The sequence below is a fragment of the Massilia psychrophila genome (genome assembly GCF_002760665.1).
Taxonomy (GTDB): Bacteria; Pseudomonadota; Gammaproteobacteria; order Burkholderiales; family Burkholderiaceae_D; genus JAFCUW01.
Genome location: NZ_PDOB01000038.1, coordinates 22,309 through 36,608 on the forward strand (window position 1 = coordinate 22,309; position 14,300 = coordinate 36,608).

Genomic DNA, 14,300 nt, shown 5'->3' on the forward strand with positions numbered 1-14,300 from the left:
CGAAAAAACACCAAGCGCGCTTGCGCAAAGTTACAAACGCCGAGGTTCGCTGTCAAATAGACGTCGTCCTCGCGCAGCGGCGACCACGGCACGGGCGCAAATGCTGACGCTAACGAGCGGAAATTAACGAGTAAAAATTAACGAGTAGAAATTTCCGTTGTCGTATCCGGCAGCGCCGACAGGATCGTCACCGCTACCCGGCGGTTGCGCGCGCGCCCTTCCAGGTCGTCGTTGGCGGCGACCGGGAGGTTCGAGCCGTGGCCGACCACGGTCATGCGCGCTGCAGCCACGCCGCTGTCGGTGAACAGGCGCACCACCGCACCGGCGCGCGCGGCCGACAGTTCCCAGTTGGAGGGGAAAGTGCTCGAGCGGATCGGCGCCGGATCGGTGTGTCCTTCGACCTGCAGCGTGTGCGGGTCGCCCTTCAGCAGCACCGCCAGCGCGCGCAGCGCTTCGCGCGAATTGGCATTCAAAGTGGCCTCGCCCGAGTCGAACAGCACGCTGGCATTGATCTCGACGCTGACGCCGCGGCTGTTTTGCGTCACCCGCACCTTGCCTTCCTTGACCAGCGGCGCCAGCGTCGACGTCAGGTCGCGCGCCAGGGCGGTGAGCTGTTCGCGTTCGCGCCGCATCGCTTCGGCGCGCCGCTTGGCGGCCAGGTTCGGCAGCGAGATCGGCGGCGCCGGCGCGATTGCCGGCCTGGGTGTTGCTGCGCGTGCGCCGAAGGCGGTGCCGAGGGCGTCCGAAAACACCCGGTACTTGCCTTCATTGACAACCGACAGGGCGTACATGACGACAAAAAAAGCGAACAGCAAGGTGATGAAGTCAGCGTACGAAATCAGCCAGCGTTCGTGGTTGTCGGTGGTTTCATCGAATTTTTTGCGCGCCATGGCGGGGGGTCGAATAATTCGGAAAACTTAAGGCCGCGACAGCAGGCTGGCGACGCGCTCGTCGATGACGCGCGAATGGTCGCCACTGGCGATATCGAAAAAGACGTCGGTGAGGATTTCATACTGCGTGACGGTCTCGGCGACGATGGCTTTGAGCTTGTTGGCGACCGGATAAAAAAACAGGTTGGCGAGGCCGACGCCGTACACCGTCGACACAAAAGCGACGGCGATGCCGGCGCCCAGCTTGGACGGGTCGGTGAGGTTTTCCATCACGTGGATCAGCCCCAGCACGGCGCCGAGGATGCCGATCGTCGGCGAGTAACCGGCTGCCGATTCCCAGATTTTCACCGCCTGGCGCTGGCCGAATTCGTACGCCGTCACCTCGGTCTCCAACAGCCCGCGCAGCTTGGCCGGGTCGATGCCGTCGATCACCAGGCGCAAGCCCTTCTTGACGAATTTGTCGGGCGTGCCCTGCATTGCCTGCTCGAGCGACAGCAGGCCGTCGCGGCGCGCCGACGTGCTCCACCTGGCGATGTCGCGCGAGAGCGTCGCGCGCTGGCTTGGGGGCGGACGGAACACCCAGCGCAGCATGCGCATGCCGCGCATGAACGTGGGCGCCTCGGTCTGCAGCAGCACCGCACCAAAGGTGCCGATCACGACGATGGCAAACGCCGCCGGCTGCACCAGCGAGGCCAGCTTGCCGCCGTCCAGGCTGTGGCCGATGAACAGCCCGGCCAGCGCCAGGACGACGCCGGCTACGCTGGCCCAGTCCATGCCTGCTCCCGTAATGCAGACCGCAACCGCGCCACCGCCTGGGTGTGCAATTGCGATACGCGCGATTCAGATACGCCCATCACGGCGCCGATTTCCTTGAGGTTCATTTCCTCTTCGTAGTACAGGCCCATCAGGATCTTTTCGCGCGGCGGCAGCGCATCGATGGCATTGATCACCGCCTGGCGGAAGTCGCCGTCGAGCAGGCTGCGCAGCGGATCGGCGTCGTCGACGGCGTAGCGGTCGAGAAAACTGTCGCTGCCTTCGTTGTCGTGGAAGTCTTCGTAGTACACCAGCTGGTGGCCGCCGCCGTCGCCCAGCATGTCCTGGTATTCGGACAGCGACAGCTTGAGCAGCTTGGCCACTTCCGATTCGGTCGGCGGATGGCCGAGCTTTTGCTGCAGCGAGCTCATCGCCGCCTCGATCTTGCGCATGTTTTGCCGCATCGAGCGCGGCAACCAGTCGCTGTTGCGCAATTCATCGAGCATGGCGCCGCGGATGCGCAGCACCGCATAGGTTTCGAACTGGGCGCCATGCGTCTCTTCATAGCGGCTGATGGCATCTAACAGGCCGATCATGCCGGCCTGCACCAGGTCGTCCACTTCCACACTTGGCGGCAACTTGGCCTTCATGTGGTGGGCGAGACGCTTCACCAACGGCATGTGATCCGTCAGCAGCTGGTTTTTATCGGCTTTTCCTTTGACCGTGTACATGGTTATGCTTTGTTATCAAGAGCCAAAACGGGTATTCCCCCCAGTCCGACCAAGCTGCGGCATGCCCGCAAGGGCGAAGCGCCCCGCCAGTTGGCGGAACGCGACTGATGCGCCCGCCAGCGGAAACGCATCGACCACCGCGCGGCCGAGGCGCGCGGCGCGATGCAGGTATTCGTCGGCGGGCACCGAGCCCATCGAGGTCAGGTTCACCGCCAGATAGCGACTTGCCGCAGAACACATATTATCGTATACCACCTTTGCTTCGGTTTCGGAAGCGCCCGTCACCAGAATGCCGAACGGGCGCCGGCCGAGTTGCTGCGACAGCCGCTTGATCAGGCTGTAGGCGGCGGTGATCGAGGCGGCGGACGTGGACACCTGCACGACGATTTCGGAGCTGTCCATGATCGGCACCGGGAAGCTGTCGTCGGCGCCGAATTCGCCGTCGACGATGACGATGCCGGTCTGCTTGACCAGCACGTCGAAGCTCTTGGCCAGCCGGCGCAGTTCGTCGGCACTCGGGCGCAGCGCGCCGACGCCGCGTTTCATGCTGGCCACGCCGAACCCTTGCGGCACCTGGTGGATCACTTCATTGAGGCCGCATTCCTGGCGCGCCACCTGCAGCAGGCTGACGCCGCGGTCGACGCCGAGCCGCTGGGCGACGCCGTATTCCTGCATGCAGGCGTCGACGATCAGCACGTCGTTGCCGGCGCGCGCCAGCGACGCGCCCAGGTTGACCAGCATGGCGCCCTTGTCGTCTTCGGCGGTGGCGGAAAGAAAGGTGACGATGCGCGGCTTGGGGCCAGCCAGCATGCGGCGCAGGCCTTCGGCCTGGTCGAAATCGAAATTAGCCAAGCGACACCTCGCGCAGGCTGCGATCGCTGGCGGCGTTGCGGGTCTGCGCCATCAACAGCGGCAGTTCGTCGTCCGCATACTGCGTGGCGGCGGCATCGCGCGTCAGGCGGAAGGCGCGGTCGATCAGCATGCCGCGGTCGCCCAGGTGCAGGTCTTCCGGCACCCGCTGGCCGTTCGAGATGTAGAACAGGCGCAGCTTGTGGCGGATCACGACGTCGAGCACGTTGCCGATCGAGGCGGCTTCGTCGAGCTTGGTCATGATGCAGCCGGCCAGCCCGCTGCCCTGGTAGGCGCGCACCACTTCGTTGAGCGTTTCGTTGGTCGAGGTGGCGTTCAGGCACAGCAGGCGTTTGACGTCGGCGCCCGACTCGGAGAGCATGGCGACCTGTGCGGTGACCATCTGGTCGCGCTGCGATACGCCGACGGTGTCGATCAGCACAGTGTGCTTGTTGCGCAATTCCTTCAGGGCGATGCGCAGGTCCGATTCGTCCTTGACCGAGTGCACCATCACGCCGAGGATCTTGCCGTAGATGCGCAGCTGTTCGTGGCCGCCGATACGATAGGCGTCGGTGGTGATCAGCGCCAGCTTTTCCGGGCCGTGGCGCATCACGCAGCGCGCCGCCAGCTTGGCGGTGCTGGTGGTCTTGCCGACGCCCGTCGGGCCGACCAGCGCGAACACACCGCCCTTGTCGAGGATTTCGTCTTCATTGCTCATGCTGGTCAGATTGCGGCCCAACACGGTCTTAATCCAGCGCATGCTCTCGGCGGCGTCTTTACCGGCCGGCATTTTTTCGATCAGGTAGCGCGCCAGGCTGGCCGAAAATCCGGCAGCCAGCATCTGGCGCAGCACGCCGGCCTTTTCCGGCTCGCGCTGCTGGGTGGCGCTCCACGAAATTGCCGCCAGCTGGGTTTCCATCAAGCCGCGCATGGCGCGAATTTCGCTCATCATGCCGGACATCTCGGCGCTGGCGCTGTCTTTGGCGTGGGTGATGGCGGCCGACATCATCGAGCTCATCTGCGCCATGTTCGGCATGTCGAAGCCGTCGCCCTGCGCTTGCAGCGCTGGCGCGCGGCGGTTGGCGTAGGATTCGGGCGCATTCAGGTGCTGCAGCATCGGTGCCGGCTGGGCCATTTCGGTGCCGGCGGCGGGCGCCGCGATCGAGGCGACGTCGTCATTGGCAAGGGCCAGGATTTCGACGACGCCGTCGACCGGGCGATTCGACAGGATGACCGCATCTGGACCGAGGGCATCACGCACTTTGCGCAAAGCTTCGCGCGAGGTGGCAGCCGTAAATTTTTTGACATTCATCGATCAACTCCTGGGTTCCTGCAGCCAGTGCGCCCCCATGGGCCACCGCATAACTTCGACGAGATCCATTATTGACGATGCCGCACGGAAACCATCGGCGGAGAAGGTGGGTGAATTGGCTGCTATTCGGAGGCGGGCTGGCAAGATTGAGCAAACCTTGGTTTGGACCTGGTAAAAAGGCTGACGATGGAGGTTTGCCGCGGAGGTGATGTGGACAGAGCGAGTTACGTTTACATGCTGGCGAGCGAGTGCTACGGCACGCTGTACGTTGGCGTCACGTCGGACCTGGTGAAGCGGATCTGGCAGCATCGCGAAGGGCTGGCCGATGGGTTCACGAAAAAGTACAAGGTCAAGCGCCTGGTGTGGTTTGAGACGCACGGGGACATCATTGAGGCGATTTCACGCGAAAAACAGCTGAAAAAATGGGCGCGCGCGTGGAAGGTGGCGCTGATTCAGGAGGCTAATCCGGATTGGCGTGATTTGTATGATGATTTTACGGCGTGACCGTTGTGCGTAAAGATGGGGTCCCCGCGTTCGCGAGGACGACGCATCAAAAGCCGTCATCCTCGCGAACGCGGGGACCCCATTTCATCCCTAAAAAAGCACCGCCGATCGCCGCTCATAGGGATGGGGTCCCCACGTTCGTGAGGACGACGCATCAAAAGCCGTCGTCCTCGCGAACGCGGGGACCCCATTTCGCGTCAATCACGCCATCCCTAAAAAAGCACTGCCGATCGCCGCTCATAGGAATGGGGTCCCCACGTTCGCGAGGGCGACGCATCAAAAGCCGTCATCCTCGCGAACGCGGGGACCCCATTTCGCGTGAATCACGCCATCCCTAAAAAGCACTGCCGATCGCCGCTCATAGGAATGGGGTCCCAACGTTCGTGAGGACGACGCATCAAAAGCCGTCGTCCTCGCGAACGCGGGGACCCCATTTCATCCCTAAAAAAGCACCGCCGATCGCCGCTCATAGGGATGGGGTCCCCACGTTCGTGAGGACGACGCATCAAAAGCCGTCATCCTCGCGAACGCGGGGACCCCATTTCGCGTCAATCACGCCATCCCTAAAAAGCACTGCCGATCGCCGCTCATAGGAATGGGGTCCCCACGTTCGTGAGGACGACGCATCGAAAGCCGTCGTCCTCGCGAACGCGGGGACCCCATTTCGCGTGAATCACGCCATCCCTAAAAAAGCACCGCCGATCGCCGCTCATAGGGATGGGGTCCCCGCGTTCGCGAGGACGACGGCATCAATACCACCGCAGCCTGCTTACCCCGCCCCCACCAAACTGGTCACCCGAATCGTCTTCGTCTCCGGAACCTCGGCGCGTCCCAGCAATTCCGACGCGTGCGTGGTAGACAGCGGGGGCGACCGCAGCTAACCTGGGCGCCGCCGGCATGGCGGGAGTCAGAGGCGGGAAATTATCCCTGGCACAGCGCGAGCGCGTGCTGCCAGTGCGGCACATGCACATTGAGCGCACGCAGGCGCGCACCGGAGAGTTCCGAATTGTGCGGCCGCCGCGCCGGCAAGGGATACTCTTCGGTACGGATTGGCGTGACCTTCGGCGCCTTGGCGATCGAGGCATGCCTGACGATTTCCTCGGCGAAGCCATGCCACGACGTCCGGCCCGACGAGGTCAGGTTGTAAATCCCCGACAAGGGCCCTGCCATCGCCTCGACAGCGCCGCATTGCGCGTCCAGCCTGGCGACAAGCTGCGCCGTGGTGTCGGCAATCGACCGGCACCACGTTGGCGAGCCGAACTGGTCGCCGACGATACGCAATTCATCGCGCTCGGCCGCCAGGCGCATTACCGTCAGCAGAAAATTCTTGCCGCGCATTCCATAGACCCAGCTGGTACGCAGGATCAGGTGCGGTACGCCGGCGGCCTGGATTGCTTGCTCGCCCGCCAGCTTGGTAGCGCCGTACACATTGACCGGACAGGTCGGATCGGTTTCCAGGTAGGCCGTTTCCTTGGTTCCGTCAAAGACGTAATCGGTGCTGTAGTGGATGATTCCCGCCCCCAATTTGCGGGCTTCTTCGGCCATGACTGCCGGCGCCTCGCCATTGACCCGCATGGCCAGCTCGGGCTCGCTTTCGGCCTTGTCCACTGCAGTGTATGCGGCCGGATTGACGATCAGGTTCGGCTTCACGCTGCGAATCACGTCGCGCACTTGCCGGAGGTCCGACAGGTCCATCTGGTTGCGGCCGACGGCGACGATCTCGCCGAGGCCCTGCAGGCTGCGTGCGAGTTCATGGCCGACCTGGCCGTTCTTGCCCGTCACCAGGATCTTCACGCGAACACCTCGGCATCGGCCAGCAACTGGCCATTTTGATCTTTACCGGACAGCATCGGCGTGCCGCCGACCGGCCATTCGATCCCTATCGCCGGGTCGCTCCACAAAATGCAGCGCTCGAATTCGGGCGCCCAGTAATCGGTAGTCTTGTACAGGAACTCGGCCGACTCGCTGGTCACCACGAAGCCGTGAGCGAAACCGGGCGGCACCCAGAGCTGGCGCTTGTTCTCGCCGGACAGCACGACGCCGATCCAGTGGCCGAAGGTTGGCGAACTCTTGCGGATGTCGACCGCCACGTCGAACACTTCGCCGGCGACGACGCGCACCAGCTTGCCCTGGGTCTGCTGCAGCTGATAATGCAGGCCGCGCAGCACATTTTTCGCCGACTTCGAATGGTTGTCTTGAACGAAGGTGGTGGCGACACCGGTCAATTCCTCGAATTTGCGCGCGTTGAAACTCTCGTAAAAGAATCCGCGCTCATCGCCGAACGCCTTGGGCTCGACGATGAGAACGTCGGGAATCGCGGTAGTTTGAATCTGCATCGGTCAGTATATTTTTTCGTTTAAAAGACGCAACAGATATTGTCCGTAGCCGTTCTTTTTCAGTGGTAGTGCCAGCGCTTCGAGCTGGGCAGCGTCGATGTATCCCTTGCGAAACGCGATTTCTTCGGGACACGCGACTTTTAATCCTTGGCGGTTCTCGATGGTGGCAATGAACTGGCCAGCTTCGAGCAAGGATTCATGGGTACCTGTATCGAGCCACGCCATACCACGCCCCATCACCTGGACGTCCAACTCGTTGCGCTCCAAATAAACCCGGTTCAAGTCGGTGATTTCGAGTTCGCCGCGGGCCGACGGCTTGATGCCGGCTGCAATGTCGCACACTTTCGTGTCGTAGAAATACAGGCCGGTGACCGCGTAATTCGACTTCGGTTGCAAGGGCTTCTCTTCGATACTGACGGCGCGCCGTTCGCTATCGAATTCCACCACGCCATAGCGCTCCGGGTCGTTCACATGGTAGGCAAATACAGTCGAACCACTCGTGCGCTCCGAAGCAGTGCGCAACTGCTTGTCGAAGTCGTGCCCGTAATAAATGTTATCACCCAGGATCAATGCCGAAAGATGATTGCCAATGAACTCGCGGCCAATGATGAAAGCTTGGGCAAGACCGTCCGGGGTCGGTTGCACCGCATAGTTGAGGCTGATGCCCCACTGGCTGCCGTCACCGAGCAATTCCTGGAAGCGCGGCGTATCCTGCGGCGTCGAGATAATAAGGATGTCGCGCATGCCGGCCAGCATCAGCGTGGTCAGCGGATAATAGATCATCGGCTTGTCGTACACCGGCAGCAACTGCTTAGAAACGGACATGGTCACCGGATACAGGCGCGTGCCTGATCCGCCGGCGAGGATAATGCCCTTGCGCTGCAATGTTGGTGCTGTCATGCGATTTCCTGTGACGCGCGCTGCGCGTAGTTTTTATCGATCCATTTCAGGTAGTCGCCAGACTGCACGTCGCACACCCAGTCCTGGTGGTCGAGGAACCACTGCACCGTTTTGCGGATACCGGACTCAAAGGTTTCAGCCGGCTTCCAGCCGAGTTCGCGCTCCAGTTTGCGCGCATCGATCGCATAGCGGCGGTCGTGGCCGGGACGGTCCTGCACATAGGTAATTTGCTCGCGATAGCTGCCTTGCGCTTTCGGATCGAGCTGATCGAGGATGTCGCACAGCGTGTGCACCACGTCGAGGTTGGCTTTTTCGTTCCAGCCGCCAACATTGTAGACTTCGCCGAGGCGGCCATCGGCCAGCACCCGGCGGATTGCGGCGCAATGGTCGCTGACATAGAGCCAGTCGCGCACCTGCTGGCCGTCGCCGTAGATCGGCAACGCCTTGCCGGCGCGCGCATTGGTAATGATCAGCGGGATCAGCTTCTCGGGAAAGTGATACGGGCCGTAGTTGTTCGAGCAGTTGGTCGTCAGCACCGGCATGCCGTAGGTATGGTGGTAGGCACGCACCAGATGGTCGGACGCGGCCTTCGATGCCGAATACGGGCTGTTCGGCGCGTACGGTGTCGTTTCGGAAAATGGCGCGTCGTCCGGGCCGAGTGAGCCATACACCTCGTCGGTCGACACGTGCAGGAAGCGGAACGCCTCCTTGTCGGCTGCCGCCAGCGCCGACCAATAAGCACGGGCCGCTTCGAGCAAGGCGAAGCTACCGTTGACATTTGTTTCGATGAAGGCGGCCGGGCCCGAGATCGAGCGGTCGACGTGGCTTTCGGCGGCGAAATGGACAATCGCGCGCGGTCGGTGTTCGGCCAGCAAGCGCGCCACATGGGCCTGGTCGCCGATATCGCCTTGCACGAAAATGTGGCGCGGATCCTGGTTCAGGCTGGCGAGGTTGTTGAGATTACCGGCATAGGTCAGTTTGTCGAGATTGACGACCGGCTCATCGCTCTGCACCAGCCAGTCCAGCACAAAATTCGATCCGATAAAGCCGGCGCCACCAGTAACTAAAATCATATTTGCTCGGTACAAAAATGTAGAAATTAATCCAAAAAATCTGGAACACCTGCGGCTTTATAGCTTGCCGGTACGCGCCCATGAGGGACGCAAATTATACCTTGCCGCCGGCCAATCCCACTATAGGCGTTCTGTTAAACAACATCCCACAACACTACCCCGCCCCCACCAAACTGGTCACCCGAATCGTCTTCGTCTCCGGAATCTCGCTATGCGACAGCACCTTCAATTGCGGCAGCGCGCGGCGTAAAAAGCGTGACAGCAGTGCGCGCAGCGGCCCCGGCACCAACAGCACCGGCGTCAGCCCCAACTGTTCCTGCTGCGCCGCCGCCGCGCCGGCCTGCTGCGCGATGGTGTCGGCCAGGCCCGGCTCGATGCCGGTGCCGTCGCCGCCCGCTCCCATCGCCTGCATCAGCAGGCGCTCGAGCCGGTTATCCAGGGTCATCACCGACAGCTCGGTGGCGCCCGGGAACAGCTGCTGCACGATGGCCCGGCCCAGTGCGATGCGCACCAGCGCCGTCAGCTCGTTCGGATCCTGGGTGCGCATCGCGTGCTCGGACAGCGTCTCGATCACCGAATGCATGTCGCGGATGTGCACGCCCTCGATCAGCAGGTTCTGCAACACTTTTTGCAAGGTCGACAACGACACCACCTTCGGCACCAGGTCCTCCACCAGCTTGGGCGAGTCCTTGGCGATGTGATCGAGCAGCGCCTGCACCTCGGCGCGCCCCAGCAATTCGGACGCGTGCGTGGTAATCAGGTGATTCAGGTGGGTCGCCACCACGGTGCCGGCGTCGACCACGGTGTAGCCCATGCTTTGCGCTTCGTCGCGCAGGCCGGCGTCGATCCACGTCGCCGGCAGGCCGAACGCCGGATCGGTCGTCACCAGTCCCGGCAATTCGCCGCTGGCCATGCCGGGGTTGATCGCCAGGAACTGCCCGTTGAGCGCTTCGCCGCTGCCCACTTCGACGCCCTTGAGCGTGATGCGGTAAGCCGACGGCTTCAGTTCCAGGTTGTCGCGGATATGCACCGGCGGCGCCAGAAAACCTACTTCCTGGGCGAACTTCTTGCGGATGCCCTTGATGCGCTTGAGCAGCTCGCCGCCCTGCGTCTTGTCGACCAGCGGGATCAGACGGTAGCCCACTTCCAGCCCCAGCGTGTCGACCGGCATGATGTCCTGCCAGCTCGCCTCTTCCTGCTCGGCCGGGGCCGGCGCGTTGGCCGCTGCGGCGGCAGCGGCGGCAGCTTCCTGCTGCGCCGGCGCCTCACGGCTGCGTTTGCTGGCCAGGTAGGCCGCGCCGGCCAGCGCGCCGGCCAGCAGCAGGAACACCAGGTTCGGCATGCCGGGAATCAGGCCCATGCCGCCGATAATGCCGGCGGTGATGTACAGCACCTGCGGCTTGGCGAACAACTGGCCGACCAGTTGGGTGCCGATGTCCTGGTCGCTGGCCACGCGCGAGACGACGATACCGGCCGCGGTGGAAATGATCAGCGATGGAATCTGCGCGACCAGGCCGTCGCCGATGGCCAGCAAGGTATAGGTCTTGGCCGCAACGCCGAACGCCATGTCGTGCTGCAGCATGCCGACCATCAGGCCGCCGATCATGTTGATGACGGTGACGAGAATGCCGGCCACCGCGTCGCCGCGCACGTATTTGCTGGCGCCGTCCATCGCGCCGTAGAATTCGGCTTCCTGCGCCGTTTCAAGGCGGCGGCGGCGCGCTTCGTCCTCGCCGATCAGGCCGGCGTTGAGGTCGGCGTCGATCGCCATCTGCTTGCCCGGCATCGCGTCGAGCGCGAAACGGGCGCCCACTTCGGCGATCCGGCCGGCACCCTTGGTGACGACCGTAAAGTTAATGATGGTGAGGATGATGAAGACGACGATACCGACGGTGAAATTGCCGCCGATCAGGAAGTGGCCGAACGCTTCGATCACCTTGCCGGCAGCCGCCCCGCCGGTATGGCCCTCGGTCAGCACCACGCGCGTCGACGCCACGTTGAGCGACAGGCGCAGCATGGTCGACACCAGCAAAATAGTCGGGAAGGCCATGAAGTCGAGCGGCTTGACGGTGTACAGGGCGGTCAGCAGCACGATCACCGACAGCGCGATATTAAAGCTGAAAAACACGTCCAGCACGAAGGCCGGCAGCGGCAGCACCATCATCGCCAGCAGCAAGATGATGATCATCGGCGCGGCCAGTGCGTTGCCCTTGCCGGCCAGGTTGCTCATCCAGGCGGGGAATCTGATGCTGTTCATGGTGTTGCTCCGTTATTCGGGTCAGGCTTTTGCGAATCAGACTTTTTTTGCGATGCCGGGTTGAGCGGATCGAGCTCGGGCGGCACAGCCAGCCTGGTCGGACGGTCCGGATACTTGCCGCCGCCCTTGCTGAAGGCGCGCAACTGGAACACATACGCCAGCACTTCGGCCACCGCCGAATACAGCGCCTCGGGAATCTCGTCGCCGATGTCGGTGTGCTGGTGCAGCGCACGCGCCAGCGCCGGCGCTTCCAGCAGCGCGACCTTATTCTCGCGCGCCAGCTCGCGGATCTTGGCGGCCACTTCGTCGCTGCCCTTGGCCACCACCCGCGGCGCACCTCCCATGCCGTCGGTATATTTAAGCGCCACCGCGTAGTGGGTCGGGTTGGTCACCACCACGTCGGCCGTCGGCACCGCGGCCATCATGCGGCGGCGCGCCATCTCGCGCTGCATCTGGCGAACCTTGGCCTTCATCTGCGGATTACCGTCCGACTCCTTCGCTTCCTGGATCATTTCCTGGCGCGTCATTTTCATCTTGTTGGCGTAATGCCAGACCTGGTAAGGGCCGTCGATCGCCGCGATCAGGCCAAGCCCGCCGACGATGAACAGAAAAGCCGAGCCCAGCAGGCTGACCAGGTGGGCGCTGCCGGCACTGACCGATTCCAGCGCCAGCCCCATCACGGCATCCTTCTGGCTCATCACCACCAGCCAGGCGACGAAGCCGACCACGATGGTCTTGGCCACGGCCTTGAGCAGTTCGACCAGCGCATTGACCGACACCATGTTGCCCAGGCCCTTGGCCGGGTTCAGCTTGCCGAAGTTCGGCATGAAGGACTTGGCCGAAAACAGCCAGCCGCCGATCAGCAGCGGCGACGCCAGCGCGACCACCATGACCGCCACCGCCAGCGGCAGGCACGTCAGCATCACCGAGCCGATGTCGGTGCCGACCCGGCGGATCAGCACGTCGGCGTTGAAAACCTGTTCGCGGTCGAGCGACAGCCCTGAAATCATCGCCAGGTGCAGGCTGCGCACGACGCTGCCGCCGGTCAGCCACAGCCCGCCGCCGGCGGCCATCAATACGGTAAATGTCGCCACTTCGCGCGAGCGCGGCACATCGCCCTCTTCGCGCGCCTGCTCCAGGCGCTTGGCTGACGCGGGTTCGGTCTTTTCTGCGTCGCTGTCTTCTGCCATGTCCACTTTCGGTTACGCCCTGCCCCCGCAGGACCGGCAGTTGACATTATTCCCGATATTGCCGTGCGGCTATCTATCGAACAGGGGCGCAAAGCCCTGCTAATCCGCCCGATGTGGCTCTGCAGCCGTTGCGTGCATCTAGCTGGAAAAGAAAGTAATGACGAAGTCATACAAAAACGTATATTTGCAACATCGCTTGCCCAAAAATTGTCTCCATTCGGACAAACAAATAGGGCCGACCGCCGTTCGATTGGCAGATTCTTTAAGCAATTTCTTTATGGATTGCTATAATGTAAGAGCAACTTTGAACAAGCTTCTGCTCCGATAGATTTAAGTACAAGGACTTATCATGAAAAAAATTCTCGCTACCGCTGCGATCCTGAGCCTGGTTTCCGCACAAGTGTTCGCACAAACCGCCGCAGCTTTGCCAGCAGCGCCAGTTGCACCAGCTCCACTGATGAGCACCACGCTCGTCGGCGGCGTGACCGTTGGCACCGCAGTTGTCGTCGGTGTTGCTGTTGCTGCAATCGCAGTGGCAACTTCGGACAGCAACAGCACCACCACCCACCATTAATTTGGCGGGCGCCTTGGCGCTTGGGTAGTAACGGAAACGGCCGATTTATTCGGCCGTTTTTTTTGGCTGTGTTTAAGGTGAAAAACGATGCTTGCCGCTATTCGGCGCGAAATGAGGTCCCTGCGTGCGCGAGGACGACATGCTTAAGACCGTCGTCCTCGCGCACGCGGGGACCCCATTTCACCCCGCGCCGCGATAAAAGCCGCCTTTAACCCTTAGCGGCTATATAGCTTTTTCGACCTCGCAAACTGCTCACCCCATGAAAAACCAGCGCTTCCACCACCGCCTCGGCTTCGCCATCGACGGCATCGTATCGGCATGGCGCAGCGAAGCGAGCTTTCGCCTGCAATGCCTCGCCACGCTAGGCGTGATTGCGGTATTGGCATGGCGCCAGCCGCCAATGATGTGGTGGGCCTTCCTGTTGATCATGTGCGGTATGGTACTCGCCGCAGAACTGTTCAACACTGCGCTCGAAACAGCGCTCGACCATCTGCATCCGGAACGCCACGACGCCATCCGCATCGCCAAGGATTGCGCAGCGGGCGCCGTGCTGCTGCTGAGCGTCACAGCAGCGGGCGTATTTGCGGCATTTTTGGTGGACACGTTTTCGTCTTGACAGGCACTGGATGCCTGCGTGACCGACGGCGCGCTTTTCAAAAACCATTGGAATCAATTCTTGATTGATCCAAAGTGCGACACAAAATCTTCGCGCACGCAGGGGCCCTATTCAGCAACACCAATCCGGTTGCTTTGCAGGTATCTATATGTCTATAAGCAAGCGAAAAAGCTATTTGAAGGAAAACCGTAACTATTCAGCCGCACTAAACCCCGCAATTAGCAGTTGTAAACAATGCTGGTTTGCCGCATCATCCCGCCATGCCACCGAAGCCGCCCCGTCCCGATTTGACTCAACTGTCCGATACCGACAAGG

General features: G+C 62.1%; 14 protein-coding genes. 3 read left to right on the plus strand and 11 right to left on the minus strand.

Features of this window, described 5'->3' with window-relative positions; all coding sequences use genetic code 11:
- Positions 1-137: 137 nt before the first annotated feature.
- The 5 genes from motD to flhF are packed head-to-tail and all read right to left on the minus strand — an operon-like array spanning position 138 to position 4,535.
- Positions 138-890, minus strand: coding sequence for a flagellar motor protein MotD (gene motD / locus CR103_RS18515; protein WP_099917415.1), 753 nt, complete (start codon positions 888-890; stop codon positions 138-140).
- 27 nt (positions 891-917) lie between these two features.
- Positions 918-1,664 (minus strand): flagellar motor protein, encoded by a 747-nt coding sequence (locus CR103_RS18520; protein WP_099917416.1) that lies wholly within the window; start codon positions 1,662-1,664, stop codon positions 918-920.
- Positions 1,646-2,374, minus strand: a complete 729-nt coding sequence (locus CR103_RS18525; RefSeq protein WP_099917417.1) for an RNA polymerase sigma factor FliA — start codon at positions 2,372-2,374, stop codon at positions 1,646-1,648. Before CR103_RS18525 ends, CR103_RS18520 begins: the two co-directional genes overlap by 19 nt.
- A 15-nt stretch (positions 2,375-2,389) precedes the next feature.
- Positions 2,390-3,226 carry a MinD/ParA family ATP-binding protein gene (locus CR103_RS18530; RefSeq protein WP_099917418.1) on the minus strand — a complete coding sequence of 279 codons (837 nt, stop codon included), beginning with the start codon at positions 3,224-3,226 and terminating at the stop codon, positions 2,390-2,392.
- Positions 3,219-4,535 (minus strand): flagellar biosynthesis GTPase FlhF, encoded by a 1,317-nt coding sequence (gene flhF, locus CR103_RS18535; protein WP_099917419.1) that lies wholly within the window; start codon positions 4,533-4,535, stop codon positions 3,219-3,221. The genes CR103_RS18530 and flhF overlap by 8 nt, the downstream gene beginning before the upstream one ends.
- 234 nt (positions 4,536-4,769) lie before the next feature.
- Here flhF and CR103_RS18540 point away from each other — a divergent pair, with 234 nt between their 5' ends.
- Positions 4,770-5,039: a GIY-YIG nuclease family protein gene (locus CR103_RS18540; RefSeq protein WP_229443619.1), complete on the plus strand. Its 270-nt coding sequence runs from the start codon at positions 4,770-4,772 to the stop codon at positions 5,037-5,039.
- Positions 5,040-5,960: 921 nt separating this feature from the next.
- On the opposite strand, the gene rfbD is transcribed toward CR103_RS18540, so the two are convergent.
- The 6 genes from rfbD to flhB all read right to left on the minus strand — a co-directional run bounded on the left by rfbD (position 5,961) and on the right by flhB (position 12,795).
- On the minus strand, positions 5,961-6,833 hold the full coding sequence (gene rfbD, locus CR103_RS18545; protein ID WP_099917420.1) for a dTDP-4-dehydrorhamnose reductase: 873 nt from the start codon (positions 6,831-6,833) through the stop codon (positions 5,961-5,963).
- Complete coding sequence (gene rfbC, locus CR103_RS18550; RefSeq protein WP_099917421.1) at positions 6,830-7,375, minus strand: dTDP-4-dehydrorhamnose 3,5-epimerase; 546 nt, start codon at positions 7,373-7,375, stop codon at positions 6,830-6,832. Before rfbC ends, rfbD begins: the two co-directional genes overlap by 4 nt.
- 3 nt (positions 7,376-7,378) lie before the next feature.
- Positions 7,379-8,275, minus strand: coding sequence for a glucose-1-phosphate thymidylyltransferase RfbA (gene rfbA / locus CR103_RS18555; protein WP_099917422.1), 897 nt, complete (start codon positions 8,273-8,275; stop codon positions 7,379-7,381).
- Positions 8,272-9,348: a dTDP-glucose 4,6-dehydratase gene (gene rfbB, locus CR103_RS18560; protein ID WP_099917423.1), complete on the minus strand. Its 1,077-nt coding sequence runs from the start codon at positions 9,346-9,348 to the stop codon at positions 8,272-8,274. The genes rfbA and rfbB overlap by 4 nt, the downstream gene beginning before the upstream one ends.
- A gap of 154 nt (positions 9,349-9,502) precedes the next feature.
- The gene (gene flhA / locus CR103_RS18565; RefSeq protein ID WP_099917424.1) at positions 9,503-11,605 is read right to left on the minus strand and encodes a flagellar biosynthesis protein FlhA; all 2,103 of its coding nucleotides are present in this window, start codon (positions 11,603-11,605) and stop codon (positions 9,503-9,505) included.
- Positions 11,602-12,795 carry a flagellar biosynthesis protein FlhB gene (flhB, locus tag CR103_RS18570; RefSeq protein ID WP_099917425.1) on the minus strand — a complete coding sequence of 398 codons (1,194 nt, stop codon included), beginning with the start codon at positions 12,793-12,795 and terminating at the stop codon, positions 11,602-11,604. Before flhB ends, flhA begins: the two co-directional genes overlap by 4 nt.
- 349 nt (positions 12,796-13,144) lie before the next feature.
- On the opposite strand from flhB, the gene CR103_RS18575 reads away from it, so the two are divergent.
- Positions 13,145-13,369, plus strand: coding sequence for a hypothetical protein (locus CR103_RS18575; protein ID WP_099917426.1), 225 nt, complete (start codon positions 13,145-13,147; stop codon positions 13,367-13,369).
- A 259-nt stretch (positions 13,370-13,628) separates the two neighbouring features.
- Complete coding sequence (locus CR103_RS18580; protein ID WP_099917427.1) at positions 13,629-13,985, plus strand: diacylglycerol kinase; 357 nt, start codon at positions 13,629-13,631, stop codon at positions 13,983-13,985.
- The last annotated feature ends 315 nt before the right edge of the window (positions 13,986-14,300 follow it).

What these genes read in the sequence shown, in the direction of transcription:
- motD (WP_099917415.1), bottom strand. Translation starts at nt 890, where the DNA reads ATGGCGCGCAAAAAATTCGATGAAACCACCGACAACCACGAACGCTGG.
- CR103_RS18520 (WP_099917416.1), bottom strand. Translation starts at nt 1,664, where the DNA reads ATGGACTGGGCCAGCGTAGCCGGCGTCGTCCTGGCGCTGGCCGGGCTG.
- CR103_RS18525 (WP_099917417.1), bottom strand. Translation starts at nt 2,374, where the DNA reads ATGTACACGGTCAAAGGAAAAGCCGATAAAAACCAGCTGCTGACGGAT.
- flhF (WP_099917419.1), bottom strand. Translation starts at nt 4,535, where the DNA reads ATGAATGTCAAAAAATTTACGGCTGCCACCTCGCGCGAAGCTTTGCGC.
- CR103_RS18540 (WP_229443619.1), top strand. Translation starts at nt 4,770, where the DNA reads ATGCTGGCGAGCGAGTGCTACGGCACGCTGTACGTTGGCGTCACGTCG.
- rfbC (WP_099917421.1), bottom strand. Translation starts at nt 7,375, where the DNA reads ATGCAGATTCAAACTACCGCGATTCCCGACGTTCTCATCGTCGAGCCC.
- rfbA (WP_099917422.1), bottom strand. Translation starts at nt 8,275, where the DNA reads ATGACAGCACCAACATTGCAGCGCAAGGGCATTATCCTCGCCGGCGGA.
- rfbB (WP_099917423.1), bottom strand. Translation starts at nt 9,348, where the DNA reads ATGATTTTAGTTACTGGTGGCGCCGGCTTTATCGGATCGAATTTTGTG.
- flhA (WP_099917424.1), bottom strand. Translation starts at nt 11,605, where the DNA reads ATGAACAGCATCAGATTCCCCGCCTGGATGAGCAACCTGGCCGGCAAG.
- flhB (WP_099917425.1), bottom strand. Translation starts at nt 12,795, where the DNA reads ATGGCAGAAGACAGCGACGCAGAAAAGACCGAACCCGCGTCAGCCAAG.
- CR103_RS18575 (WP_099917426.1), top strand. Translation starts at nt 13,145, where the DNA reads ATGAAAAAAATTCTCGCTACCGCTGCGATCCTGAGCCTGGTTTCCGCA.
- CR103_RS18580 (WP_099917427.1), top strand. Translation starts at nt 13,629, where the DNA reads ATGAAAAACCAGCGCTTCCACCACCGCCTCGGCTTCGCCATCGACGGC.